This is a genomic window from Micromonospora psammae, from assembly GCF_036902725.1.
GTDB lineage: Bacteria > Actinomycetota > Actinomycetes > Mycobacteriales > Micromonosporaceae > Micromonospora.
Window position 1 is genome coordinate 1 of the sequence record NZ_JBAKHM010000023.1, and the last position, 24385, is coordinate 24385.

The window sequence follows — 24385 nt, forward strand, 5'->3', positions numbered from 1 at the left end:
CAGACAGAACGATCCTCACGTCCCGGGGTGACGGCCCAACATCATTTCGTTAGGAGTTCTTAGAGGGCATCTGATCTCGCTTGGTGAGGTTGGTCCGATTAGGTGCTTTCGTTTCGCCAGGTTGGGGTGGATTCCCCGGTGAGGTAGCGACTCATTGTGTTAGCCATGGCCCAATGGATCATCGCCCGGGCCCGTTGAGGAAGGGTCTCGTAGTCACGCACGAGCCGCCGGTGCTGGACCAGCCAACCGAAGGTCCGCTCCACGACCCACCGGCGGGGCTGAACGTGGAAGCCCTTCCCGGCATGGCGGGGTACGAGCTCGACGTCGATGCCGCGCCCGGCGCCATACGCACGTACGGCGCTGTTGTAGCCGCCGTCGACCCAGGCCTTGACCACGGAAGGGTGGTCGGCGGACACGGTGTCGAGAAGGTGCCGGCCGGCGGTGGAATCCTGCACCGAAGCTGCCGTGACCATTACCGCCAACAGCAGGCCGAGGGTGTCGGTGGCGATGTGACGCTTGCGTCCCTTGATCTTCTTCGCCGCGTCGATGCCCTGACTAGACTCGCCGACGTTGCTGGAGGTCTTCACGCTCTGCGAGTCCAGGACCACCGCCGACGGGCTCTCGCTGCGGCCCTGGACCAGGCGGACCTGCTCCCGCAGCAGGTCGTGGATCCGTTGCGTGGTCCCGTCCGCCTCCCACTTGGCGTAGTAGTCGTACACCGTCTTCGCCGGAGGGAAGTCGTGCGGCAGGTACTCCCAGGCGATCCCCGTCCTCGCAACGTACAGGATCGCGTTGACGATCTCCCGAAGGTCATGCACCGGTCGGCTGATCCCCAAACCCACCCGGGCCGCCCGCCACGCGGTCAGCACCGGCTCGATCAACGCCCACCGCTCATCCGACAGATCCGTCCGGTAACCCCGCCGCCGCATACTCACGCCACGATCAACGACCCAGCCCCACCACCGCCACGGCCGAACATGAATCAGCCACTACACGGATCAGATGCCCTCTTAGAGACTTGGCCCAGGATCGATGTCCGGCCAAACTCGGTCCATGAGCGTGCGCCTGATCTTGCGGCCAGCGCGCTCCGGATCGCGGCTACTTGTTTCATTGACCTATGACTGTGGCCCCGGCCAGGCTTCGGTTGAGGCGCCCGAGCAGTGAGCCTCACTGGTGATCGGGAATCGGACCGCGCCGAGGTACACACAGCACCGTCGACGTGCATCCGGCGGGCACCTCGAGCAGGCCAGCAGGCAGCACCGCGCCGCCTGTCATCCGCAAAATGCTGTGCTCCTGCCCGCCCCATTGCAGCGCAAGCCCGATCACCGGTCCATAATCGGACCCGCTCAGCGGCGGCTCGTGCTGCCACGGCGTCGCGGTCACCATAGTCGGCGGGCCGCCGACCAAGCCCTCGAACGGTCGAACACGTTCCTCGCCGCCGGCCGCGTCTTGGACACCCTACGGCTGTTGCACGGTGCCCTGGCGCGCCTGATCCGCGACGATTCCGGGGTCCGGCTGGTCCACGCCACCCTCGCCACCGCCGAGGCGTACCAGCGGCTGCACCTGTACGCGGCGCCAACTCACCCTCCGGCAGCCGATCGACCTCGCAGCGGTCCGCCACCTGCTGACCGTCCGCTACCGGTGGAACGCCGACGATGTCGCTCACGACGATCCCTTTCCCATGCAAGGGGGATCACATGGCAAAGCTCGACAAGCTCGTTGAGCAGGCCCGCGCTCACTTGGAGCCGGGCGAGCAGATCGAGGCTGCGGTGCTCGGCGCATACGACACGAAGGTGATGGGGCAGTCCACCGTGCGAAACGGCGTGATGCTGGCAACGGACCGCAGGCTCGTGTTCTTCGCAAAGAAGCTCGGCGGGCACGACCTCGAGTCGTTTCCGTATGCCAACATCTCGTCGTTCGAGTCGAGCAAGGGTCTGATGGGGCACTCTTTTCGGTTCGCGGCCTCGGGTAACGACGTCAGCCTGAAATGGATCAACACCGGGGACGTCGCCCGGTTCGCCGAGCTGCTGCGCGCGCGGGCCGGGCAGCGACCCGCCGCAACGGCTGTCCCGTCGCAGCCGGATCCGCCTGACCAGCTGCGCAAGCTCGCCGAGCTGCGCGACGCCGGGATTGTCACTGCGAAGGAGTTTGAGGCGAAGAAGAGGCAGCTGCTCGGCCTTTGACGCGGATACCCCGACCCGCAGTGCCGCCTCGGCAGTAGAGCAGCGCCAGTGGTCCAGCTGCTCGACTCGCGGTTCCTGTCAGACCCGCGCCGTGCGGGCCCTGTGCATCGGTCCGGACCGCGATGAACCGGCATCCCTGGCACAGTGACCGTCATGCCGGACAGCCATGGCAGCGACTCACGCGAGGCCGAGCCGGGATCTACCTTGATCCCTATGACGTCGCTTGGCCGCGGCGGTTTGCCCAGGAGCCCATCCTGATCAGCGAGGCCTCGGTGCTTGATCACCGGCGGCATCCACTACGTCGGCAGCACCGCAGTGCCGAGGCCCGCCGCCGAGCCAGTCATCGACATCATGGTCGGCGTGGCCGGCATCCTCTCGGCGCACCCGTGCATCGAGCTGTTGAGGCCGCTGCCCTGCTGGTACTGGCCGTGCCCGCTGAAGTCATGCACGGGTTCTCCAAGCCATCCGCCAGCGAGCCCATCACCTCTACCTGGTGGCGACCGGCTCGCCGCGTGACCTCAGCGGGTGATCAGCGGTAGCACCGCCAGGCGTAGGGGTCGCCGGAATCCGATGTCTGGGCGTAGGCGCCGGATTCGAACGTGTCGCGGCAGGCGACGTCCATGTCGACGATGGACGTGGAGAGAAGCCGCGTACATTGCCAGCGGCCGTCGTTGCGGGGGTCCGCTGAGCCCCCGGTGTACCGATCACAGTACCGCTGGGCCATGCGCGCCACGCCGCGGCTGCTCGATGGGCCGAGCAGGACCGGGCCCGGGCTCCGGGTCTTCGTCGGCGTGGCCCCGGTGGGCGTCGGCGTGGCGGAAGGCGTGACAGACGGTGCGGCGCTGGGCGTGGCGGAAGGTTTGAGCGACGGTGTGGCACTGGGTGGTGCGGAGGAGCCGGCCGATGTCGCGGAACTTGGCGACGTCGACGGCATCTCCACCAGGCTGACCGGCTTCTCAACCGGGTCCGGCGGGGTGGTCGCCGTCGACACCGCCAGCCCGCTTTCCGGCGGTCGACCGGCCACCCACATGAGCGTCAGAGCGCAGAGCAGCGCCGCCAACGCGAGCCCGCCGACCGGGACCAGCCAGCGCCGCCGGCGGCCGGCTGGCCGTGGGCGGGCACGAAGGCCGCGGTTGTGCGTCCTTCGTGCCCGCCTGCCCACGTGGGCGTCGGGGTCCTCCGCGCTGGGCTCCTCGTGGCGGTACTCGTGGCGGCTGGCGGAATCAGCGTGCTGGTAGTACTCCTCGTGGGCGTAGCCGTCCTCCGGTTGGGCGTACCTCTCCTGCTGCGCGGCGTGCGCTTCCTCATGCACCGAGATGGCATCAGTCGGTCCGTACGGTTCATCGGCCCGGTGTTCCTCCCAGTAGGCCTGGTCGTGCTCGTCGTACTGGTAGAACAGTGGGTCGGGCCGTCGCTGCGCGTGCTCATGTGCTGAGTGGGCCCCGTCGTACTGCTCGTACTCATCCTCATACTGCCGGTGCGCCCACTGCCTTGCTCCTCGCCCTTGGTCCTCGTAGGTGTTCTCGGACTGGCGCGACTCCTGGTACTGGTCCGACACGTCGGCGCGCCCCTGCGGCGGGGCCGCCACCTGCTGCTCGTAGTACGAGTCGGAATCGCTTGCTTGCAGCCGCGACCGTCGACCGATCCAGCTGTCTATGACACTCGACGCGTCGTCCTGATCCTGGAAAGCCCCATCGGCAGAACGAGCGGTCGAACTTTCGGCCACGGTCGCTGGTCTCCTCTAAAAAGTCGTGGCGGCTGTCAGCACCCTCAGCGAGGTGACGACACCGGTGCCGCTCATGGTTATGCCTCCTCGGCCTGCGGCGAGCCGGTCTCGGTCATTCAGTAGGAGCGGCCTTGTCGGGCGGGCCAGCCGAGGAACCTGTCACGCGCCACCACGAACGCCCAATACAGGGTCCTCCCCATCGCCGCGTCGGCAACGGTGTCCCCCGTCTGGTCCAACGACTTGATGAACAGCACGCGGTAGGCCGGCCGGGCACCGTCACGGGTCGGGAATCCCGCCTTCTGTACGTAGGACTCACCGGCGAAGGGGACCCTGGCAAAGACCTCGAAGCCAGCACGGTGCCCGGTCAGCGCCCGAGGCGTCAATTGGGCGTTGCCGGTTGGCATAGCAACTCGCCCGTGGCCGGGTCCTGGCATAAATATCGGTCACCATCGTGCATCCACCCCCACAACAAGTCTTCGAACAGGGGCTGCCGACAGTGCCGGCAACTCTTTGCTCGTCGCTGCTCGGGCTCCGGCTCAGGCACCTGAGTGCGCTGTCCGATGCGGTAGAGGTCATCGTGGGCGACCCCGGATAGCCGGCGCCCGCAGGGTGCCGGGACGTCGGCTGAATGGGCGGAACTGGCGGTCTGGGCTCAGCCATAGACACTTCCTGTGAGCGGACCGGGGCCGGGCGAGCGCGACACCGAGAGAATCCGGTCCCGCCCCCAGGGGGGCCCTGCGGCCGGACCTCCCTTAAGCACAGGCGTTGCTCGTCTCAGGGCTGTTACACGACTTCGCCCATCGCAGTGGCGATGTTGCCCACCTGGACCTGTTCGGGCGACAGTCATGCGGGCTTCTCCGAGTGCAGCACCGGTACCGCCGACATCAGTGGAACAGCCACTGGATTGAGGGCTATCAAGAGCCACCCTCGGATACGGTTCGACCCCCGCATGACCCCTCAAGGCCGCGACGCGGCCCACTGTCCACCATGCTGAGTCACGCCGCGTCGGTGACCAAAGGAAGGACACCGGTGACGTGCAACACCCGCCGCACATGCCGGTCGGGTTGACCACCCGCAGACACCCGCCGGCCGCGGCAGCGTCGCTGCGGCCTTGATGAGCACGCCGATCACCGACGAGTCGATGAACGTCACTCGAGCCAAATCAACCACAACGCCGGTGCAGTTGCCGGGTTCACGCAACACCTCACGCAGCCGGTCGGAACCCGACAGGTCAATCTCACCGAACAGCGATACCAATGTGTCAATTGGATCACGGTCGACACCCAAGCTTCCGGACCGCTTGGCCACTGTCCCACAACGGAATTTCCCATCAGGTTCCTCCCACGGAAACCCGCCCACCCTGGCCGGCGAGTCCTGGCCCCCTACCAACCCCGTCTCTCCCCGTCTGGCTGCGGCGAGCTGCAGGAACACTGATCGCGGCAATTATCGGCATCGACGCGGCCAGTAGCAGACGCTATCCCCACAGCAGTTTACGTTGACCCATCGATTCAATTGATCCAAATGGACGCACATGGTCCTTCTGGGAAGGGCCAGCCCGGAACTGCACACCGAGCCGGCGGTACCGCGGTCAGGGCAGGTTTGGTCAGTGCCCGACATCAGGCGCCGGTTGAGGGGCCGAATGTCAGACAGCCGGGAAACCGTCAGAAGCCTTCGCCGCGGTGCTCGGCGGCATGGCCGCCAGAACGTCCAGGTCATCGCCCACTCGGCGAGCGGCTCGCACCAAAGCCGACACGGCCTTGTGCAGCAGGAAGAGGATGAATAAAAATCCGACTACCAGACTCATCCTCAGATCTGCTCCGCAGGCTGAAAGCACCCAGCCATCGTGTGCACGCGAATCCCCCGTTGATCGTTGCCTAGCCGTAGCTTCTCATCGGTTATCCGTTAAGCGCTGCACTGTCAATGAGTGCTACAACGGCACAGCACCATTGCCGTCTACCGAGGCACGTAGGGCACGAGGTTCACGGCACGTTATCGACCATCCATCCGCCGTCGACCCCGGTGGCGGTGCGCCCCCGGATAGCGGTGCCTCGAGTGCCGGGTTGTACCGCCATCGGCGCCCCTCCGTCGCCGCAACTACTGCCCGCCTCCTGGACGGGGCAGCTCGACCGGCCCCATCCGCTCCCCTGCCCCGGTTCGCCCCGCGGTCGCCGCCGAGATGGAGGTCGACACCGCCTACCGGCACCACCGATGGCGCCACCTCGTCCACTACCGACGCCCCAGCCTCCCCCGACGGGGCCAAGGTCATACGTTCGGTAGGGCGCTCCACCTTGTCCCCGTCCGGGGAGGCTGGATGGTCTACGACTGCCCGGCGAGGAGATCCTCCAGGACCGCCCCGAACGATTACTGTTCTACCCTCGGCGGGTGCCCCAGCAGGCCCTTGCCCGCACTGCCGTACTCGGCACGGTGCTGATCGGTGTCCTGGTGCTGTGTGGCATCGCCACTCAGCAACTAGGCGAGCCGATCGAGAGCCCGGGCGCGCGTGAGAGCGAGTGCACGGACGCTGATCACCGGTTGGCCGAGCAGCTGGCACGCGACCCGGTACTCACCTCTCCTCCACCCGGCACCACCCTCGACCGCATCGGTCAGGCCCCGTGCGGGGATGAAAGCGACCATTGGGGGCGCGTTACGGCGGACGTCAGCTTGCCGCCTGGCACCTCGATGAACCCGGCCATCGACCACTACCGGACCTTGCTAACGACGGGTCATTGGAGGACCCTGCCGGGTCCACAACCGGCAGATCGGTTCTGTGCCGACCGAGCGACGAACGGGCAACAGGTTCGCCTACTCCTGGTACATGGGCGATTTCCTCCAGGCCCGAACACCTACGGCAAGATTGAGATTGAGATCAGCTTCCTGCCCGCCGGGGAGGATCTTCGCTGCCACGGCTGAGGGTTGCCCACCTAGGGATCGCGGGTGCTCGGGCCATCTGCGGGCCAGTCACCGGTGGAGCGCAGCGGTCACAAGCGGGCACGAGACGCAACCCGGCGAGCCGCCAGCCGCCAGCCGCAGGCGTTTCGGGCATCACTGAAACGCGGCCAGGACCGCGGCACACGACTTCGCCGACGCCCTACCGGAGATGGCTTCGGGGAAGGGTTCCTTCAGTTCCAGGCTGTCGAAGTTCTGCACCCATTGCCGCCGGTCCGGTCGCCCGCCTGCACGATGACCAGCGTCGCCAGCGGTCCGCCCAGGTAGGTGACGTTATCCGCAGTGAGCGCCTGGGCGGCCTCCCAGCGCAGACCAGCGTGTCGGATCGGTCACCACCGACCACCGCTCAGCCACGAACGAAGTGGCTCGTTGATCTTCAATCACGACGGGTAGCCACAAACCGGTACTTCGTCCCCGAGCCGGGAATACGCCGAAGATCTCCCGACGCAGGAGGCACTGGTCCAGCGGCAGATCCACGTGCGTGTCTATGCCATCGCCACCATCTCCTCAATGATCCCGGACCACCAGGCGCCTTCCCTGGTCGCCGGCTCGTCCGTTCGGGCGAGTTCTCGGCTGACGGCCTCAACCTGCTCCCGATACCGTGGCCCGTCCTCCACCTCGGCGAGAAGAGCCATGCCGTGCACCCGCTGAAGGAAGATGATGAACCGATCGACGTCAGTGTTCATGAACGCGACTTCCGGCTGACCGCCCTCCACCGCAACGACCGACCACACCACTGCGTCGCCAAGGTCGACTTGAACCTCGCAGATACCGTGCCAAGCCCGGCCGATCCCGAGCCGTCCAGGAAACTCCCTCGACAGGCTGACCCGCTCGATCGGATACGCCTCGAAGAAGACACCCGCTGCGCGTGGCAACTCCACGTCGAGCAGCCGTGCGGCCTGGGGAACGTTTCCTCCGAAGATCCGACGCAGGTCGGTACTCGAGTAGTGGACCACGTCTGGCATGCCCTGCAAACTTCCCGTCTCAGCTGGGTCTCGTGTCAGTGGTGCACAACCATGCGGTAGACAATGATGATGGCCTCTTCGCCCGTCCGCGCCCTGTCCGACTGGGTCTTGAACGGGTTACGGGGCGCCTTGGCCGGTCTTGCGGTCTTCGCTGCCCTCTATCTCGCGACGCAGTATGCGGACTCGGTCGTCGACCGCCATCCGGAGGTCGACGGTCCGGAAACGGTCGGATCCACCGTCTTGATCGCGCTTGGCGTCGGCATCCCGAGCAGCGTCATTCTCGGCCTACTCGTCGCCTGGGCCGCCGGGTTGCCACGACCATGGGCAGTCTCCCTCCTCGGCCTGATGTTCAGTGGTCTCCTCATCTGCGGATGGGGAGCTCTCAAAATCCCAGCCTTCGCGTCACCACGGCTGCTGATGGTCACCCTGATCGTGGTTGCATACGCGCTTGCCGCTGTAGCGACCAAGGAGTAGCTACAGCCAGCCCGACTTCCCCACCACGTCAAGCGCCGAAGCCTCAGTTCCCAAGAGCGCGCTCTGCGGGTCGCGATGCCCGAGACGCCTGCGGCTGGTGGCCGGCCGGGCTGCGTCATGCCTGTTCGTGACCTCGACGAGTGCGGGGATAGTGAAACCGGAGGCTATGAGCCGGAATCAGCGCGTAATCGCTTCCACACGCGGTCACCGATCTCCCTCCCATGCACAGCCCACCGCTCTACCGCCCGCGGGAACCGTCTACAAGAGACAAGTCGGATTCGAACTGAGAGATCTCTCAAGAGTTTGCTGGGCGGCTACGCGGCGGTCGCCGGGCTGGGGGGCGTGCTCGACTTCCTGGTCGAGCACATCGAGCAGGTGCAGGCCGCCGCCCGGGACGAGTCAGACCGCTACCTGGCACGCATGGTCGTCGAAGAGATTGACTGACCGGGATTCCGCAACGGCAACGGCCCACTACCCGGGCGATGGTGGGACACAGCCCGGTCCGGGGGGTCACATGGCGGCCAGCACCTGCTCGACCTTCTTCGCCTGCGACGGCTTCACCTTCCCCGACACCCGCACCAACACCCTGCCGCCGTCAGCCCGGTAGTGGTACTCCGTGCCGAGGATCGGGGCGCCCTCCTGGAGCTGCTTGATGTAGGCGGCCCGCCGGTCCGCATCCTTCACCGTCGGGAACACCTCAATCGCCAGGCCGCGGTCGACACTGCCCATGTCGGCCTGCGTATCGCCACCCGGCAGGTCGGCGGAGGCGCGAGAGGTGTAGCCGTTGGGCCGACCGAGGAGGTTGTTGGGGTCGGTGTCCTCGTTCTGCACAGCACCCTTCGTAACGCCGACCTTCGCTGCGGTGAGATTCGCGAGGACGGCCTTCGCATCGAGGGGGGCGGCGGGCGCCGGCGGTTTCGCGGCTGGCGCAGCGCTGCTGGCGGCGGGGGCCGGGGTGTCGTCGCGGCTGCCGGTGCCACCGCAGCCGGTGAGGGTCAGCGCGGTCGCGGCGATGATGGCGACGATGGCGTGTCGGGTTCGCATCGCCCGATGATGCAGGTCGTCGGGGCCTGGCCGGGTGCGGGCGCGGGCGGGTGGGGTGTCGCATGAGCGACAAAAGACGGCATCGTCGCCGTCCGAGCAGATGACGGGGCCGCGAGGACGCTGCTGGACCGGGTGCAGTGGCCGGTGTTGTCGGTGCGGCTGACCCCGGCGCCTAACAAGTGGTGGCGGTGGTTGCGCATCGTCAATCGCAACATTCCCGGCGATGGCGGCTCGACGTGGTGGTCACCTCGGATCTCGGCGGGTCGGCTGTCCGGGTCGCCGGGTTGGGCGAGTTCTCAGGGCCAGGGTTGTACTGGGAGGAACTGTGGGCGCTGGCGGACATGCCCGATCCCGTGCTGAGCCGCGAGCAGCGCCTGTTGCTGGGCGTTGCCGTTCAAAGGCGACGGGGTGGCGCCGGCTGATCCCCGCACGGTCGTTGCGGCGACATTGCGGTGCGTGGGTGCGACGGGCAACGTCGACACGCTCGTGAGTGATCTCGTGGATCCGGCGGAGGGGTGGGGCGCTGGGATGTGGGTGATCCGGCACGGCGTACGGATGTGTCTGGCCCGGCACGCGCTGCGGCATATGCAGGACACGTCGCTGAACAAGTTGCGAGAGGTCGACCTGGCGTTCGGTGCCCGGTTCTTTCGAAGTCGATCGGGTAGCCGGGAGTATCGGCCGCGAGCGTCGGGCCGAACGGTGCCGCGATGGCGGTTCGAGGTGGTCGAGGCCCGGGCGGACGGTGTGGGTCTGCGGCTACTGGGCCGCCTCGACGGTGAGATCCGTGACGGGGAACCCGGCGCGGCTGATGGACGGTGTCGCCGAGGTACCGATCGCCGCGGTTCGGGTCGGGGAGGACACCGCGACCCGGAACCTGGTCCTGACTATTGACGCGGAAGTGCCCCCGCCAGCGCCAGGCACGCAGCTGCTTGCTGCGGACGGATAGCGCGCCGGGCCGAACTTCGCGGGCGGCAGCCCGGCATTGAGCGGTCGAGGTGTCGGTCGGTGACGACGATCGGGTCGACGGCGGCTTCTAGCGTGTGTCGCGTCAGAGGGAGTGGGTGTGTGGTAGTTGCACGCGGGCCGGACCACCCTTGAGGGCCCAGTAGATGAGCAGATCCGGCGAGCACGGCCGAGGCGGCGCCGGCGGCACCGAATACCGGCGTCAACACCCTCACCGGCGAGGGCCTGACCGAGGCGATGGCCGGGGCGTCGGTGGTGATCGACGTTTCGAACTCCCCCTCGTGGGAAGACGCCGCGGTGATGGAGTTCTTCACGACCTCCACCCGCAATCTGCTCGCGGCGGAGGCGGCGGCCGGTGTGAGCCACCATGTGGCGCTGTCGGTCGTGGGGACCGAGCGGCTGTCCGAGAACGGCTACTTCCGGGCGAAGAATGCGCAGGAGAAGCTGATCGCGGAGTCGTCGATCCCGTTCTCGCTCGTGCACGCGACGCAGTTCTTCGAGTTCGTCCAGGGCATCGCCGACGGCGGCGCGGACGGTGACAAGGTCCGGATGGCACCGGTGCTCTTCCAGCCCATGGCCGGCGACGAGGTGGCCCAGGCGGTCGGCCGGGTGGCGGTGGGGTCGCCGTTGAACGGGCGGGTCGAGGTGGCCGGGCCCGGGCGGCTTCGGATGGACGAGTTCTTCCGGACCGCCCTGGCTGCTTTGGGCGATCCGCGTGAGGTGGTCACCGACCCGCACGCGCGCTACTTCGGCTCCGAGTTGAGCGAGCGGAGTCCGGTGCCGGACGACGGGGCGGTCCTCGGCGAGATCAGGTACGTCGACTGGCTGGGCCGCACCAAGTCCGCCAGGTAGCCCGTCGGCCCGGCTCACCATCCAGCAGCCAAGGAGGTACGTCCCATGCCCGCCAACGATCCAGGCAGCGCCGGGCCGAAGAGCAGATCGACCGCGTGGCAGACGGCGCTCACCGTGCTGCAGGAGGCCGAGCCGCCGTTCATTCCGGCGGGAGCGCATGCGATGACCGTGGTCATCGAGTTCCCGCCGGGCGACCCCGGTACGCCTCCGCACCGCCACTCCGGCCCCGCGTTCGGTTACGTGCTGGAAGGCGAGATGCTGCTGGAGGTCGAAGGCGAGCCTGAGCGGGTCGTGCGAGCCGGCGAGGCGTTCTGGGAGCCGGGTGGCGACGTCATTCACTACCAGGACGGCAACAACCGCGACGACATCCCGCTGCGTTTTACCGTCACGATGCTGTGCGAACCCGGCAAGCCGATGCTCACCCTGGTAGACGACGAAGAGCTCGCCCGGCGCAAGGACCGCCGTGCCCCTCGCCCGTCCTGACCATGCCAACCGCACTTCAGCCGACAGCGGGCGGGCCGGGCCGACATCCTTCGACATCACGCATGGGGAACGATGAGCACTCCGAGCGGAGACAACGACTCATTGCACGAGCTCGAGACCGAGGCCGAGGCGAAACTGGCCATGGCCGCGGCGAGCCACCGCGAGGAGGCCATCAAGCTACCGGTCACCGAGTGGCTGTTCGATCCGGCTGACGCCCAGCGCGACGAAGTCGGCCTCCGCAGCCTTCTTGGCGCCGTCGGGGCGCTGGAAGGCGACCCCCGATTCGGCCGACGGACGGACGGGCCTGAGGCACCGCACCACGCCGATTCAGGGACACCACCTCTCCAACAGCCGAGACACCTGTGAATCACCCCCCCCCCCACGGCAGGGGACCGCCGCTGCTCCCGCCACGTCGGCACGAATCACCACGCTCGACGATCTTCGCGAGCACCTTCAGTGGGCGATCGAGTTGGAACACACGACCGTACCTGTGCGCGCTGTACTCCCTCGACCCAAAGCGGAACCCGGAAGCCGTCGGAGTGGTGGCCAGTGTGTTCGCCGAGGAGATGCTCCACCTGGCGCTGGCCGCGAACCTGCTCAATGCCGTCGGCGGCCGACCACGGCTGGACACGCCGCGGATGTTGCCGCCACACCCCCGACGACTGCCCCACGGCGACCCCTCCCTGGAACTGCCGCTGCTTCCGTTCGGCGCGGAAGCTTTTGAGCTGTTCCTGCGGATCGAGCAACCGGCACCGCCCGGCGCCCCGGCGGAAGGCGACAGCTACGAGACGATCGGGCAGTTTTACGACGCAATCGAGCAAGGTCTGCGCCACCTGTGCGACCGGCTCGGCGAGCGGGAGGTCTTCTGCGGCGATCCGGCTCGCCAGGTGAACGCCGGTCAATTTCGGCACACTGCCGGCCGACTCATCGCGTTCAACGATCTGGCCTCGGCACTGGCCGCGCTTGAGGAGATCGTCGAGCAGGGCGAGGGCACGGCCCGTGGCGAAGTCTGGGACGGCGACCATGACGTCTTCCATCCCGAGCGGGCAGAGGTCGCGCACTTCTACCGGTTCCAGGAGCTCAGGGTCGGCCGACGAGGCGCCGTTGCGTTGTGGGATCGGAAGACGCGTTGAGCCCGCGCCGGGTGGGCGGTCAGATCGCTTGGGCGAGTTCGGCAAACGCCGCTGCGACCCGCAGAGCGGGCGGGGTGTCGATGGCGAGTTCGTAGTGCCCGCGGCGCAGGTTCTGCATGAACGCGTGGCCAGCGATGATCACTTGTGCTGTCGTGTCGGTTCGTAGCCCGCGCATCGGTCTCAACCGGTGTTTGAGCTGGCTGTGCTCCGGGGTCGCGCTCAGGCCGGGTCGAGCTGCACGGTGGCGATCTCCCAGGCGCGCAGCGGAAGGCGTACGATGCCATCGCCGTCGACGACCAGCTGTGCACCCGCCCGGCCGAGCAGGTCGGCCCGCCACGCACCCCGTAGGGCCCGCCCGGCCCGGATGACGGCGGTGGTGTCCGCCGGTGTCTGCGCCACCACCCGCAGCTCGGTACGGCCGCCCCGGTCGCGGACACTCGTCAACGCGACGCCGGGGCCGTCCACCGCCAGTCCGGCAACGGGGGCCGGCAGCACGGTGGACGGCTCCGACGTGCCAGGGAAGGCCAGCAGCTCGTGTCGGTAGGCCTCGGTTGCCTCCACCACCCCGGCCTCATGCCAGGCGCCTCGGAACGGCAGGATCGCCAGCTCAATACTGCGGCCCCCGCGGCACTGCGCCAGCGGCGTGGGTAGCTGCGGGCCGGCGGGCTCGTCGCGCAGGGCGTGCCGGTTGCGGGACAGCATCCCGATGGAGCGCAGCAGGGTGATGGCCAATTCGCGACCCGAGTCGGCCAGTTCGTACTCCGTCGGCTGCGTCAGCACCACGGCCAGCGACCCCTCCGGGCCGCCGGCGGCCACGAACCCCGACGCCGGGAACGTCGGCAGCGGTACCTCGCCGCCGCCGCCCTCCGCCGTCAGCCCCCGCTCGACGACGGCGAACTGGCCCTCCGCGTACGACGACCGGGCCGGTGACGGCAGCGGCAGGTGCAGGCGTACCCGATGGTCGTCGCAGCGGTTGTCAAAGTCGATGTGGAGCCGGGCGAACCTCTCACCGGTGCGGAGTTCCACCCGGGTGGTGACGGTGATCGCCTCCCGATCCACCGCGCGGGAGCCGGCGTCGACGTCGGCCGCCACCGGCCAGCGATACTCGCGGACCACGTCGACGACGGCGACGATCGGCCCCTCGTGCCGCACCACCGTCCGTACCGCCCGGGGCTTGTCGATCAGCTCATCGGCAGCCGGCGGGGCGTAGTTGTAGCTGTCGCCCACGTCGCCGCCATCGACGATCCGGCCCACCCCGTCCACGCTCAGGCCGTCCGGGGTGGACAGCCGCAGCGTGCCGTCCTCGACGACCTCGACGCGGAGCAGGCCGTTGTCCATGATGCGGTCGTCGACCGTCACCGGTCCGGACGCCATCGCAGCGCCGGCCGGCAGCGCCACCGGCCGCACGGCGGCGTGCCCGAGCGCGGGCACGTCCACCAGCGCGGCGACCGTCAGCCGGGGGGCGGCGACGATGCGGACTCGCCACCGGTCCGACTGCCCGGCATCGGCCAGCGCCAGCCGGACGTCCTCGACGTCGAAGGCGGGGTCGCCGTGTCGGGCCACCTCGAAGGTGAGGGTGGCGTCGGCGGGCGACACCGACCAGCGGGTGATCTCCTGGCCGTAGAGTTCCCGGCCATGCACCCGGGTGAGCACCGCCGGCAGCTCTGCGGTCGGCACCAGGTCGTCGGCAAGCAGCGTCCGGGCCCGGTCGAGGACCTGCGCGGTCACCACCCGACCGTCCGCGCCGGCCAGCCCCGGCGCCGCGTCGCCGGGCGCCTCGACGTCGAGGCGCACCAGGGCGGTCCGGGGGGTCGGGCTGGGGTTGAACAGCAGGTATCCGTCGTGCGGCACGGCGGCGGCCAGCCGGGCGCCGACCAGGTCGCAGACCGCCCGGCCGAGCTGATCGGCCTCGGCGAGGCGGGCGGCCACCTGCTCGGCGGTCTCGTCGCAGCCGCACCCGGTCACTGAGTCGTGGCAGCTGGCGTCGATCAGCCGGGTCCACGCCATGTCCAGGAAGCGCTGCACGGACGGGTCGTGCCAGAGCGCGGCGAGGGGTTCGGCGTACCGCTCGACCCGGCGCTCGGCGCGGCCCATCGCCTGCTTCAGGTGGGCGCGTACGGAGATCACACCGGGCAGGATGTTGGCGCGGGCGTGCGAGCGCAGCTCGCCAGCCACGACGGGCAAGCCGTCCACGGTGGTCGGCTGCGTGGCGAAGTACTCGGCGAGCGTGCCGAGCCGCAGCCGGGTGCCGTCGAGGTCGGCGGCGGCGAGCAGGTCAGGGGCGTCCGGGGCCGGTGCCGCGTGGTCGGTGCCGTACATGGCGAGGATCGGGCTGCCGCCGCCGTCCGGTCGCCAGGCGCCGAGCCGGGCGGCCAGGTCAGTGGCTCGGCGGGTGACCAGCGCGGCGTCGTCCATCAGGCCGGCCGCGTTGCCGTACCCGCCGGGCAGGTACTCGGCGCGCACCGCCGTGCCGTCCGGGGCCTGCCAGGCGAACGCGTGGGTCCGGACCCGGTCGGGTACGCCGCGGAACACGCAGGCGTGCGCCAGCCCGGCCCCGGCCAGGATCTGCGGCATCTGCGCGATGTGACCGAACATGTCGGGCAGGTAGCCGACCGGCATGGCTCCGCCCAGGTCGGCACTGCGGGCCAGCCCGCGCTCCAGGTTGCGGACGATGTTCTCCCCGGAGCAGAGGAACTCGTCGAGCAGGATCTGCCAGGGCCCGACGGCCAGCCGTCCGGCGCGTACCAGCGCCAGGACCTGTTCGCGCCGCTCCGGGCGGACCTCCAGGTAGTCGTCCACGGCGGCGAGCTGCCCGTCCAGGGTGAAGCGCTGCCGGGGGTCGCGCTCCATTCGCTCGAAGACCTCGTCGAGCAGGGCCACCAACCGCAGCCGGAACCGCTGGAAGGGCTCGTACCACTCCCGGTCCCAGTGGGTGTGCGGCACCACAATGATCTCGGTCGATTCTGCCATCAGCGTGCCGCCTCTCCGCCGATCGCCGCCCCGGTCAGCTCCCCGAAGCGGCGTACCACCTGTTGGCTCGTGCGTACGTCGGTCGCGCCCTCGGCGATCCCGCTCAACGGCGGGGCACCTGCGGTGACCATCGCGTGGAAGGCGACCAGCTCCTGCTCGAACGCCTCCGCCACCGACCGGAACGCCGCCCGTCGCTCGCCACCGCCGTGGGAGTCCACCACGGTCAGCGTGGTAGGCGCGTTGAGCAGGTACGGCGACGGGAAGACCAGCTCCAGGGAGCCCCGGGCGTGGTGCAGGGTGACCGTCTCACGGTAGGCGGGATAGTCCGGCAGGTTGAGCCACCGGATGCCGTAGCGGGCACCACCGCGCAGTCGTCCGCTGATCTCCACCGACGGCTCGACCGTACCGTTCGGCGCGACGGGCCAGGTCGCGACGTGCTCCACGGTGGCCGGCGGGCCGGCGAAGAGCCGCAGCAGCGACAGGTCGTGGGAGATGCTGTTGATCAGGATCTGGTAGAGCGTCCGTGCGCCGGCGTCGCCGCCCACCGCGGCGTCGAGCATCCGCGAATCAGCCGCCCGCAACCGGTCGGCCACGTCGGGCGGCACGTCGCCGGGGGCCGGCGGCAGGTTGGCGAACGCCAGTTGCCCCTCACCGTCGGCGTGTAGGACAGTCACCTCCACCGCGTGGATCCGCTCGGGGCCGCCGAGCTCGTCGAGCAGGCGCGCGGCCTCGGTGACCGCCGGATCGTACTGCTTCATGTAGCCGACCATCAGCGACGGCGTCCCGCCGCTCAGCTCGGTCAGCCGGGCCGCCTCGGCAAGGGTGTAGGCGAGCGGCTTCTCGCAGAGCACCGGCAGGCCCGAGCGCAGCGCCAGCGCGGCCAGCTCACCGTGCGAGCCGGAGGTCGCCAGCAGCACCGCGTCGTATCCGCCCTCGACGAGCATCGCGCTGGCATCGGTGTATCGCCGCCCCGGTTCGACGCCGTAGCGGTGACCGAGCTCGGCCACCCGGCAGGCGGAGAGGTCGCCGAGCGCGACGACCTCGAACAGGTCCGCACGCCGCTGCAGCAGCGGCAGATGCACCGTACGGGCGACGATTCCGAGCCCGGCCACCGCAATCCTGATCCGCTTGCCCGGCTCCGTCATCGGGCCGCTTCCTCGAGCCACCGCCGGTTGGCACGCTGGTCGGCCAGGATCCGGTCTAGGTCCCGGCCGAGCGCCGGCGCGTCCTGTTCGATCACCAGCCAGCCGGTGTAGCCGATGGCGTCGAGGCCGGCGAGCACCCCGGCGAAGTCGACGTCGCCGGTGCCGAGGGCGCAGAAGCCGCCGGCGGCCACCACCTCGGTCAGGCCGCCACCGGCCTCCCGGACCCGCTCGTGGGCGGTCAGGTCGCCATCCTTCAGGTGCACCTGCCCGATCCGGCCGGCCCACCGGCGTACCGCCGCGACCGGGTCCCCGCCGGCCAGCAGCAGGTGCCCGGTGTCCAGGCAGACGGCGATGTCGGTGAGTTCGAGCAGTCGGTCGGTCTCGGCTTCGGTCTCCACGTCGGTGCCGAGGTGGTAGTGGAACACCGGCTCCAGGCCGCGGTCCCGGCAGCGGTCGGCGGCCTGCTGGACCCGGGCGGCGAAGTCCGGCCAGGCGCTGGCCGGCAGCGCCGAGATCAGGTCTGGCGGGATGCCCGGTCGGGCCATCCGGGCGGGGTTGCCGGGGCAGGCGAGGGTGGGTCGGGGCGCGAACCGGGGGTCGTCGACCGGGGCGGCGGCGAACACGTCGAGTGCCGCGTCGAGCTGGGCCAGGTCGTCGGTGAAGCCGTCCGGGTCGGCAAACCGCAGGTCGACCCAGCCGCCGGCGAGCCCGATGCCGGTCTCGCCCAGCCGCCGGGCCAGCAGCTCGCCGGTGCCGAGGTAGCCGATCGGCCCGGAGTCCACTCCGGCGTATCCGTCCCGCTTCAGGGCCGTCAGCAGCTCGTCCGGGCCCGGGGATGCGCCGGCCGACTGGTAGATGCCGTAGTTGACGGGTGCGCCGGCCACCCGGGTGCGTCCGGTCAGATGCATAGTGCGATCACCTCCATGCGGTGGGACTCCAGGACGTGCAGGCCGTCACCGGCCGGGAACAGGCACCGGTCACCGCGGACCACTCTGTGGCTGCCGTCGGGGTAGCCGAGCATCGTCCCGTCGGCGTCGAGCGCCAGCAGTTCCTCGCCGAGGCGAAGCAGCAGGGGTTCGTCGGGACCGGCGGAGATGGCGGTACGACCGGCGCGCAGCGCGTCCAGCACGGCGCCCTCGGGCGGCGCGTCGCCGTCGACCAGTGCCCAGGTGGTGGGCGAGCCGGGCGGCACGCCGTCGCCGGGGCGGTGGTAGTCGCTACCGCCGACCGGTACGACGTCCGGACGCCACGCCTGTGCCCACGCCAGCGGGGCGCCCCAGGTGCGGTCCCACCAGCCGGAGTGCCAGACCTCGGCCAGCCGGGTACGGGTGGTCAACGGCTGCCGCCAGGCGCAGTCGGCGCTCAGGGGATGGTTCACCGACATCAGCCCGCCGGCCCGTTCCGCCGTGGCCAGCCACTCGTCCGGCGGCTGCCGAAAGTCGATCCAGCCGACCGGGCCGAACACATTGGCGTGTCCCCGGTCGGTGGTCACCTCCTGCCCGGGCACCAGCGCGATGCCGTACCGGGCCGAGGAATCGGGCAGCCAGGGGTGGTGGCTAACCGTGTTGTGGTCGGTGACGGCGAGGAAGTCCAGTCCGCGGGAGGCCCCCAGGACGGCCAGCTGATCGATGGTCTGCACCCCGTCGCTGTGCACGGTGTGTGCGTGCAGGTCACCGGGGAGCCACCGCCGGCCATCCACGGCGGGCAGCGCCCGGCGGGGCGGGCGGTCGGGGCGCGGCGGAGCGGCCAGCGGCGTCGGCGCCGCGGGTCTCCTGGTGCTGACGGTGGCGGTGACCTCGAAATCCAACCCGTCCGGCGGGATCCGGTGCAGCCGGAGCAGCACCTGCCACTCACCGGGTTCCAGCTCTCCGGGCAGGTAGCCGGGAGTGGCCCAGTCGGGGGCCACGGTAAAGCCGTCCCGGGCGCCACCCGACCAGCCCCGGAAGCCGGCCGGGCCGAGGCAGCCGAGGTCCAGCACGCCGGCCTGCCGGGGGTAGTCCAGTCGTACGGTCAGGGCGGCGGTGCCGGGCGCGACGGTGACCGGGAGGCTCCGCAGCACGCTTTCGGCGCGGTCCCGCAACGTCCACCTGCCCCGGTGCACCGCCATGGTCACCGCTCCGCGCCGACGCCGGTCCGGGCGGTAGGCACGGCCGGTGCCGGGGTTGTGCTCACCAGTTCCCCGTCCCGGTAGAGCAGTGATCGTCCGGGCCGCGGCACCACCCACCCGGTGTCACCGGGCTCGGGTTCGCGTCCCTCGGGCACGACGACCTGGAGGCTGGTCCCCCCGACCCCGGCGGCGTCACCGACCTCGTCGGCCACCCCGTCTGCGGTCGGCACGTCGAGGGAGACCAGCGAGAAGCTGCCCAGGTTCTCCACCACCACCACCTGCCCGCTCAGCGCACCGGGTACCGGTTCCGGGGAATAGTCGAGATACTCGGGCCGGACGCCGTAGACCAGCTTCTCGCCGTCGGTCACCCGGTCGTGGGCGTCCTGCGGCATTGGCAGCCGCGTACCGGCGACGGCCAACTCGCCGTCGTGCACCTCGGCGCCGACCAGGTTCATCGGGGTGGAGCCGATGAACCCGGCGACGAACGTGTTGGCCGGGCGGCGGAACACCTCGGTGGGGGTGCCGACCTGGCGGATCCGGCCGCCCTCCATCACCGCGATCCGGTCGGCGAGGGCGAGCGCCTCGGCCTGGTCGTGAGTGACGAAGACGGTAGTGACGCCCAGCTCGCGTTGCAGCCGCTTGAGGAAGGTGCGCGCCTCCAGCCGCAGCCGGGCGTCGAGGTTGGACAGCGGCTCGTCGAGGAGGAACACCTGAGGGTGACAGGCCATCGCACGGGCGAGCGCCACGCGCTGCTGCTGGCCGCCGGAGAGCTGGCCCGGGCGCCGCTGCAGCAGTGCCGACAGTCCCAGCTCGTCGGCCGTCTCGGCCGCCTTCGCACTGCGGCTGCGGCGGTCCATCTTCTTGATCCGTAGCGGGTAGGCCACGTTCTCCTGCACAGTCATGTGCGGGAAGAGGGCGTAGTCCTGGAAGACCATCGCCACGTCCCGCTTTCCCGGTGGCAGGCTGGTGACGTTGCGGTCACCGATGCGCACGCTTCCGCCGGAGGCGACCTCCAGCCCGGCAATGGTGCGCAGCAGGGTGGTCTTGCCGCAACCGGACGGGCCGAGCAGGGCGAAGAACTCGCCGTCGGCGATCTCCAGATCGAGGGCGTCCAGGGCCCGCACCCCGTTGGGGTAGACCTTGGTCAGCTCGCGCATGGTGATGGCGGACATCAGCGCTTGATCCCTCCGTGGAAGCGGAACCCGTACCGGCTGCTGACGAAGACGAACATGAGCGCCACCGGCAGCGAGTAGAGCAGCGAAAACGTGGAGAGCAACCGCAGGTCGGCCTGGCCGCCCTCGGTGTAGAGGGTGTACATGATCACCGCGGCCGGGGCTTTCTCCGGGCCGCGCAGCAGCAGGAACGGCACCAGGAAGTTGCCCCAGACGTTGGCGACCGCCCACACTCCGACGGTGGCCAGCCCGGGTCGCACCACGGGCACCACGATGTGCCACATGATCTGTAACGGGCTGGCTCCGAAGACCCGCGCCGACTCCTCGTAGGAGGTGGGCGTCGAGTCCATGAAGTCCTTGAGGATGAAGATCGCTGCCGGCAGTAGCCCGCCGCTGAGGATCAGGATGACGCCGAGCCGAGAGTCGATCAGGTTGAGCCGGAAGGCCAGCTCGAACAGCGGCACCATGGTGGCCGTGCCGGTCACGATCGACGACAGCAGCAGCAGTCCGTAGAGCAGCGCATCGCGGCCGGGCACCCGGACCCGGCTCAGTGCGTAGGCGGCGAGCGCCGCGAAGGTCACCACCAGCGCGGCGGTGCCGGCGGCCAGGTAGACCGAGTTGAGCAGTGAGCTGAGCGCGTACGGGTTGTCCAGCAGGGCGCGAAAGTTGTCGAGGGTGAACTGCGGCAGCGACGCGGTGATCGTCGGGGTGTCGTCGAAGGGCGCGGTCGCCAGCCAGAGCAGCGGCAGCGCGAAGAACCCGAGGACGGCGCAGAGGAAGGTGTAGCGCCCGATTCGGGCGAGCAGGTGGCGCACGGCGATGGTAGGGCCCTCGCCCGCCGGATCGGTGGCCGGTGCCGGTGCCGGCGCGGTGGCGGTGCTCACGCCTTCTCCTTCCGCCGGCCTAGCATGCGCAGGTAGACCAGCGCGATGACCAGGTTGATCAGCAGCATGATGAACGAGATCGCGGCACCGAAGCCCAGTTCACCGCCGGAGAGCGCCACCTTGTAGACGTAGACCGGCAGGATCTCGGAGCGCTGCTCGGGGCCTCCGGCGGTGATGAGGAAGGGCGCGAAGTCGTTGAACGTCCAGAGACTGATCAGCAGCAGGTTGGTCAGCACGTGCCCGCGGATGCGCGGGATGACCACGTCGCGCAGTTGCTGCCAGGTGGACGCGCCGGCCAGCCGGGCGGTCTCCAGGTGCGAGCGGGGAACGTTCTCCAGCGCGGCGGCGTAGAGCATCATCGAGAACGCGGTGCCGCGCCAGGTGTTGAAGATGATGATCGACAGCATCGGGTAGTCGAGCAGCCAGGCCATCCCGGGGATGCCAAGCAGCGCGTTGAGCGTGCCGGCGTCCCGGTCCAGCAGGGCGATCCAGAGAAAGGCGACCACCGAGCTGGGCAGGATCCAGGACAGCAGGACGAACGCCTCGACCACCCGGCGCAGCGGGCCGCGGCGGTCGCGCAGCGCGAAGGCGATTGCGAAGCCGAGCCCGGCCTGGCCGATGACCGCCGAGCCGAGGACGAACTGCAGGGTCAGCAGCAGGGACGTGCGGAACCGTTCGTCGCCGAGTGCCTGGGTGTAGTTGTCCAGGCCGACGATCTCCGGGTTGGCCGCGGCCAGGCCGGTCAGCCGGTAGTTGGTGACGCCCAGGTAGATCGTCCAGGCGGCCGGTACCACGAGGAAGACCACGATGAGCACCATGGCCGGCGCGAGGAAGCCGGTGGCGCGGGCCCGGCCGAGTCCGGCGGCGTCGGGTGCCGGGGAGGCGCCCGTTGCCGGGCGCGCTCCCTTGACCGTCTCGTCAGGACGAGACGTTACCCGGACCACCGACGATCCCTTCAACCTTCTTCTGGTACGCGGCGGCGGCCTCGGCGGCGCTCTTGCCCGACGCGGCAGCCGCGGTCGCCTCCTGCAGCGCCACCGACACCTGCGGGTACACCGCCAACGGCGGCCGGTACGCGGTCACCGGCAGCACCTTCTCGGCGACGAAGCTCAGCATTGGTTCGCCGGCCAGGACCTCCTTGTTGACGTCCATCCGCGCCGAGATCCGCGCCTCGCCGGCAAGCTCGGCCTTGACCCCCTCGGCCGAGTGCATGAACGCCAGCAGCTCGAACGCCTGCGACGGGAACTTGGAGTTCGGGTTCAGCACCCGCACCCCGCCACCGGACATGCTCACGAAGTCCTGCCCGCGGATGCCGGCGCCCGGCTGCTTGGCGGGGATCATCGCGTACCCGACGGCGGTGTCCCGGTCGGCCATCTTCGCGATGCCGTCCTTGGGGTTGATGACGGCCCGCCAGAAGTAGTCGCCCTCGGCCAGGATGCCGATCTTGCCGGCCGCGAACTCCGAGAAGGACTTGTCGCGTCCCTTCGCCTCCTGCTGGAGCTTAGGGTCGCCCAGTCCACCACCGTAGATCTTCGTGTAGAGGTCGAGCATGTCCTTGACCGGCTGGTTGCCGCCGGCCCACTTGCCGTCGGCCCAGATCTCGCCGCCGGCGCCGACCAACAGGGGCAGCGCGCCCTGCATCGAGGTCGCCTCGCCCATCGCCGTACCGGCGTTGAGCTGGATCGGCGTCACCCCGGGCAGCGCCTTGAGCTTCGTGCCGGCGTCGAGAATCTCCTGCCAGCTCTTCGGCTGCCAGTCGGCAGGCAGACCGGCCTGGGCGAAGAGCTTCTTGTTGTAGTAGAGGACCCGGCCGTCGGTGCCGAGCGGGATGCCGTAGCGCTTGTCCTCGAAGCTGCCGAGGCCCTGCACGCTGTCGGGAATCTGGGACCAGCCCTCCCAGGCGTCGGCCTGGTCGCCGGCCACCTCCGAGAGTGGCTTGAGGTATCCAGCCTGGACGAACTCGCCTACCCAGATGCCGTCGACGGCCATCACGTCGGCGCCGCCCTTGGACCGCAGGTCGAGGGCGAGCTTGGTCTTGTACTGCTCGTCGTCGACGCCACTGGGAACGAACGTCACCTTCGCCGTGACGCCCTTGGCCTTCTGGGCCTCGACGAACCGAGGGATAACCCACTTCTCGATCCACTCCGCCCCGGCGGAGTTCTTGCCGCCCACGATGGAGTTGGCGGAAATGGTGAGAGTGATGTTCTTGGCGTCCTTGCCGGCGGGCTCGGACGGGCCGCCACAGGCCGTGGCGGTGAGGGCGACGGCGGTTAACGCGGCGAGCACGCCCGCTGCGTGTCTCGGCTTGGCTGACATGGGCTGCTTCCCTTCGCCAGGAGCGACTTCGAAGAGACTCGCGGGTTGCCCGCCGGCCGCAGGTCAGCCGCCGGCGGTGCTTAGCGGCCACAATGTCATGACAGCTAGACGACGTAAATACCTGTCACTGAAATGAGCGCGAAACATCCATCGTCACCGCTCTGCGACCGTCACCTCGAGGGAGTAGCGGGTGGCTCGGTAGATGTGGGCGCCGTGCTCGACGTAGCGGCCCTGATCGTCGTACGCGGTGCGGGTCATGGTGAGCAGTGGCGCGCCGCGCCGCTCGCCGAGCATCTGCGCCTCGGCGGAGGTCGCCGCCCGCGCCCCGATTCGCTGGTGGGCGCCGCGGATCCGCATGCCCGTCGCGCGCAGGATCCCGTACAGGCCGTTGGTCTGCAACGCGTCCATGCTGAGCCGCACCAGGTCGGCGGGGAGCCAGTTCTCCATCACGGCGAGGGGTTCCCCGTCGGAGAACCGCAGCCGGCGCAGGTGTTGCACGTCGGCGCCGGGCGGCACGCCGAGTGCGTTGGCGACCTCCGGCGGGCAGGGCACGGTGGCCAACTCGAGCACCGAGGTGGACGGTCGCTGGCCGGCCCGCAGCAGATCGTCGTGCAGGCTGGTCAGCTCCACCGCTCGCCGGATTTCGCCCCGCACCACCTGGGTGCCGACGCCTCGGCGCCGGACGATGAGTCCCTTGTCGACCAGGTGCTGAATGGCCTGCCGCACGGTGGGGCGGGAGAGACCCAGCCGGTCGGCCAGCTGCAGTTCGCTGTCCAGGCGATCGCCCGGTGCGAGGTCGCCACGCTGGATCGCCGCGGCGAACTGCTCCGCGACCTGGAAGTAGAGCGGGACCGGGCTGCTCCGGTCGACCGCGAAATCAGGGCCCGTCACGGGACCTCCTCGCCTCGGCTGCGTGGGATCTCACGGCGCGATGATGCGCGCCACTGTACCGAAGCGGTCACTGACTGCAGAGGCGGATGTCACGACAACACATTGACATAGTTCACAGAGCACTGTTACCA

Annotated in this window: 26 protein-coding genes; 8 read left to right on the forward strand and 18 right to left on the reverse strand. The window is 69.5% G+C overall.

The genetic code is table 11. The features are described from left to right. Positions 1-98: 98 nt before the first annotated feature. The gene (locus tag V6U79_RS23450) at positions 99-929 is read right to left on the reverse strand and encodes an IS5 family transposase (protein WP_334615838.1); all 831 of its coding nucleotides are present in this window, start codon (positions 927-929) and stop codon (positions 99-101) included. Between the two features lie 238 nt (positions 930-1167). Then, complete coding sequence (locus tag V6U79_RS23455) at positions 1168-1326, reverse strand: hypothetical protein (protein ID WP_334615839.1); 159 nt, start codon at positions 1324-1326, stop codon at positions 1168-1170. A gap of 371 nt (positions 1327-1697) precedes the next feature. Here V6U79_RS23455 and V6U79_RS23460 point away from each other — a divergent pair, with 371 nt between their 5' ends. Together V6U79_RS23460 and V6U79_RS29850 are read left to right on the forward strand one after the other, a co-directional pair. Then, positions 1698-2183 carry a PH domain-containing protein gene (locus tag V6U79_RS23460; protein WP_334615841.1) on the forward strand — a complete coding sequence of 162 codons (486 nt, stop codon included), beginning with the start codon at positions 1698-1700 and terminating at the stop codon, positions 2181-2183. A 315-nt stretch (positions 2184-2498) separates the two neighbouring features. After that, the gene (locus V6U79_RS29850) at positions 2499-2699 is read left to right on the forward strand and encodes a hypothetical protein (RefSeq protein ID WP_442933306.1); all 201 of its coding nucleotides are present in this window, start codon (positions 2499-2501) and stop codon (positions 2697-2699) included. Positions 2700-2712: 13 nt separating this feature from the next. Here V6U79_RS29850 and V6U79_RS23470 read toward each other — a convergent pair whose 3' ends face one another. The 4 genes from V6U79_RS23470 to V6U79_RS23480 all read right to left on the reverse strand — a co-directional run bounded on the left by V6U79_RS23470 (position 2713) and on the right by V6U79_RS23480 (position 5713). Continuing rightward, positions 2713-3909: a hypothetical protein gene (locus tag V6U79_RS23470; RefSeq protein WP_334523793.1), complete on the reverse strand. Its 1197-nt coding sequence runs from the start codon at positions 3907-3909 to the stop codon at positions 2713-2715. Between the two features lie 116 nt (positions 3910-4025). Next, a complete protein-coding gene (locus tag V6U79_RS23475) occupies positions 4026-4313 on the reverse strand; it encodes a hypothetical protein (RefSeq protein WP_334523790.1) in 288 nt (95 codons plus the stop codon). Positions 4314-4866: 553 nt separating this feature from the next. Continuing rightward, entirely contained in the window at positions 4867-5340 is a 474-nt protein-coding gene (locus V6U79_RS29855; RefSeq protein WP_442933812.1) for an STAS domain-containing protein, read from the reverse strand. Positions 5341-5551: 211 nt separating this feature from the next. Next, complete coding sequence (locus tag V6U79_RS23480) at positions 5552-5713, reverse strand: hypothetical protein (RefSeq protein ID WP_334523787.1); 162 nt, start codon at positions 5711-5713, stop codon at positions 5552-5554. A 578-nt stretch (positions 5714-6291) separates the two neighbouring features. On the opposite strand from V6U79_RS23480, the gene V6U79_RS23485 reads away from it, so the two are divergent. Then, positions 6292-6819, forward strand: a complete 528-nt coding sequence (locus tag V6U79_RS23485) for a hypothetical protein (protein ID WP_334523783.1) — start codon at positions 6292-6294, stop codon at positions 6817-6819. A 521-nt stretch (positions 6820-7340) separates the two neighbouring features. Here the strand turns inward: V6U79_RS23485 and V6U79_RS23490 are convergent. Continuing rightward, positions 7341-7820: an SUKH-4 family immunity protein gene (locus V6U79_RS23490; RefSeq protein ID WP_334523781.1), complete on the reverse strand. Its 480-nt coding sequence runs from the start codon at positions 7818-7820 to the stop codon at positions 7341-7343. A gap of 69 nt (positions 7821-7889) precedes the next feature. Here V6U79_RS23490 and V6U79_RS23495 point away from each other — a divergent pair, with 69 nt between their 5' ends. Then, a complete protein-coding gene (locus tag V6U79_RS23495) occupies positions 7890-8294 on the forward strand; it encodes a hypothetical protein (protein WP_334523779.1) in 405 nt (134 codons plus the stop codon). Between the two features lie 510 nt (positions 8295-8804). Here the strand turns inward: V6U79_RS23495 and V6U79_RS23500 are convergent. Further along, on the reverse strand, positions 8805-9338 hold the full coding sequence (locus tag V6U79_RS23500; RefSeq protein WP_334523777.1) for a hypothetical protein: 534 nt from the start codon (positions 9336-9338) through the stop codon (positions 8805-8807). A 1218-nt stretch (positions 9339-10556) separates the two neighbouring features. Here V6U79_RS23500 and V6U79_RS23505 point away from each other — a divergent pair. From V6U79_RS23505 to V6U79_RS23520, 4 genes are all read left to right on the forward strand, one after another. Next, positions 10557-11153, forward strand: coding sequence for an SDR family oxidoreductase (locus V6U79_RS23505; RefSeq protein ID WP_334523775.1), 597 nt, complete (start codon positions 10557-10559; stop codon positions 11151-11153). Between the two features lie 45 nt (positions 11154-11198). Continuing rightward, the gene (locus tag V6U79_RS23510) at positions 11199-11636 is read left to right on the forward strand and encodes a cupin domain-containing protein (RefSeq protein ID WP_334523772.1); all 438 of its coding nucleotides are present in this window, start codon (positions 11199-11201) and stop codon (positions 11634-11636) included. A 102-nt stretch (positions 11637-11738) separates the two neighbouring features. Then, entirely contained in the window at positions 11739-12002 is a 264-nt protein-coding gene (locus V6U79_RS23515; RefSeq protein ID WP_334615842.1) for a hypothetical protein, read from the forward strand. Positions 12003-12178: 176 nt separating this feature from the next. After that, complete coding sequence (locus V6U79_RS23520) at positions 12179-12769, forward strand: ferritin-like domain-containing protein (RefSeq protein ID WP_334615843.1); 591 nt, start codon at positions 12179-12181, stop codon at positions 12767-12769. A 19-nt stretch (positions 12770-12788) separates the two neighbouring features. Here the strand turns inward: V6U79_RS23520 and V6U79_RS29860 are convergent, their stop codons facing one another. The 10 genes from V6U79_RS29860 to V6U79_RS23570 form a co-directional block, all read right to left on the reverse strand. Then, positions 12789-13106 (reverse strand): DDE-type integrase/transposase/recombinase, encoded by a 318-nt coding sequence (locus V6U79_RS29860; protein ID WP_442933302.1) that lies wholly within the window; start codon positions 13104-13106, stop codon positions 12789-12791. Further along, a complete protein-coding gene (locus V6U79_RS23530) occupies positions 12989-15739 on the reverse strand; it encodes a glycoside hydrolase family 38 N-terminal domain-containing protein (RefSeq protein ID WP_334615844.1) in 2751 nt (916 codons plus the stop codon). Before V6U79_RS23530 ends, V6U79_RS29860 begins: the two co-directional genes overlap by 118 nt. Further along, positions 15739-16884, reverse strand: coding sequence for a Gfo/Idh/MocA family protein (locus V6U79_RS23535; RefSeq protein WP_334615845.1), 1146 nt, complete (start codon positions 16882-16884; stop codon positions 15739-15741). Before V6U79_RS23535 ends, V6U79_RS23530 begins: the two co-directional genes overlap by 1 nt. Then, entirely contained in the window at positions 16881-17792 is a 912-nt protein-coding gene (locus V6U79_RS23540; protein WP_334615846.1) for a sugar phosphate isomerase/epimerase family protein, read from the reverse strand. The genes V6U79_RS23535 and V6U79_RS23540 overlap by 4 nt, the downstream gene beginning before the upstream one ends. Continuing rightward, positions 17783-18991, reverse strand: coding sequence for a CehA/McbA family metallohydrolase (locus V6U79_RS23545; protein ID WP_334615847.1), 1209 nt, complete (start codon positions 18989-18991; stop codon positions 17783-17785). The genes V6U79_RS23540 and V6U79_RS23545 overlap by 10 nt, the downstream gene beginning before the upstream one ends. Positions 18992-18993: 2 nt before the next feature. Further along, positions 18994-20163: an ABC transporter ATP-binding protein gene (locus tag V6U79_RS23550; RefSeq protein ID WP_334523755.1), complete on the reverse strand. Its 1170-nt coding sequence runs from the start codon at positions 20161-20163 to the stop codon at positions 18994-18996. Continuing rightward, the gene (locus V6U79_RS23555) at positions 20163-21047 is read right to left on the reverse strand and encodes a carbohydrate ABC transporter permease (protein ID WP_334523752.1); all 885 of its coding nucleotides are present in this window, start codon (positions 21045-21047) and stop codon (positions 20163-20165) included. Before V6U79_RS23555 ends, V6U79_RS23550 begins: the two co-directional genes overlap by 1 nt. Then, positions 21044-21991, reverse strand: a complete 948-nt coding sequence (locus V6U79_RS23560) for a carbohydrate ABC transporter permease (protein WP_334523750.1) — start codon at positions 21989-21991, stop codon at positions 21044-21046. The genes V6U79_RS23555 and V6U79_RS23560 overlap by 4 nt, the downstream gene beginning before the upstream one ends. Next, complete coding sequence (locus V6U79_RS23565) at positions 21966-23333, reverse strand: extracellular solute-binding protein (protein ID WP_334523748.1); 1368 nt, start codon at positions 23331-23333, stop codon at positions 21966-21968. The genes V6U79_RS23560 and V6U79_RS23565 overlap by 26 nt, the downstream gene beginning before the upstream one ends. A gap of 183 nt (positions 23334-23516) precedes the next feature. Beyond that, complete coding sequence (locus tag V6U79_RS23570) at positions 23517-24254, reverse strand: GntR family transcriptional regulator (RefSeq protein WP_334523746.1); 738 nt, start codon at positions 24252-24254, stop codon at positions 23517-23519. Positions 24255-24385 lie beyond the last annotated feature (131 nt).

Excerpts from the sequence above, each read along its gene's own strand:
- V6U79_RS23450 (WP_334615838.1), bottom strand. The coding sequence starts at position 929 with ATGCGGCGGCGGGGTTACCGGACGGATCTGTCGGATGAGCGGTGGGCG.
- V6U79_RS23500 (WP_334523777.1), bottom strand. The coding sequence starts at position 9,338 with ATGCGAACCCGACACGCCATCGTCGCCATCATCGCCGCGACCGCGCTG.
- V6U79_RS23510 (WP_334523772.1), top strand. The coding sequence starts at position 11,199 with ATGCCCGCCAACGATCCAGGCAGCGCCGGGCCGAAGAGCAGATCGACC.
- V6U79_RS23535 (WP_334615845.1), bottom strand. The coding sequence starts at position 16,884 with ATGACGGAGCCGGGCAAGCGGATCAGGATTGCGGTGGCCGGGCTCGGA.
- V6U79_RS23545 (WP_334615847.1), bottom strand. The coding sequence starts at position 18,991 with ATGGCGGTGCACCGGGGCAGGTGGACGTTGCGGGACCGCGCCGAAAGC.
- V6U79_RS23490 (WP_334523781.1), bottom strand. The coding sequence starts at position 7,820 with ATGCCAGACGTGGTCCACTACTCGAGTACCGACCTGCGTCGGATCTTC.
- V6U79_RS23530 (WP_334615844.1), bottom strand. The coding sequence starts at position 15,739 with ATGGCAGAATCGACCGAGATCATTGTGGTGCCGCACACCCACTGGGAC.
- V6U79_RS23475 (WP_334523790.1), bottom strand. The coding sequence starts at position 4,313 with ATGCCAACCGGCAACGCCCAATTGACGCCTCGGGCGCTGACCGGGCAC.
- V6U79_RS23480 (WP_334523787.1), bottom strand. The coding sequence starts at position 5,713 with ATGAGTCTGGTAGTCGGATTTTTATTCATCCTCTTCCTGCTGCACAAG.
- V6U79_RS23460 (WP_334615841.1), top strand. The coding sequence starts at position 1,698 with ATGGCAAAGCTCGACAAGCTCGTTGAGCAGGCCCGCGCTCACTTGGAG.
- V6U79_RS23495 (WP_334523779.1), top strand. The coding sequence starts at position 7,890 with ATGGCCTCTTCGCCCGTCCGCGCCCTGTCCGACTGGGTCTTGAACGGG.
- V6U79_RS23540 (WP_334615846.1), bottom strand. The coding sequence starts at position 17,792 with ATGCATCTGACCGGACGCACCCGGGTGGCCGGCGCACCCGTCAACTAC.
- V6U79_RS23550 (WP_334523755.1), bottom strand. The coding sequence starts at position 20,163 with ATGTCCGCCATCACCATGCGCGAGCTGACCAAGGTCTACCCCAACGGG.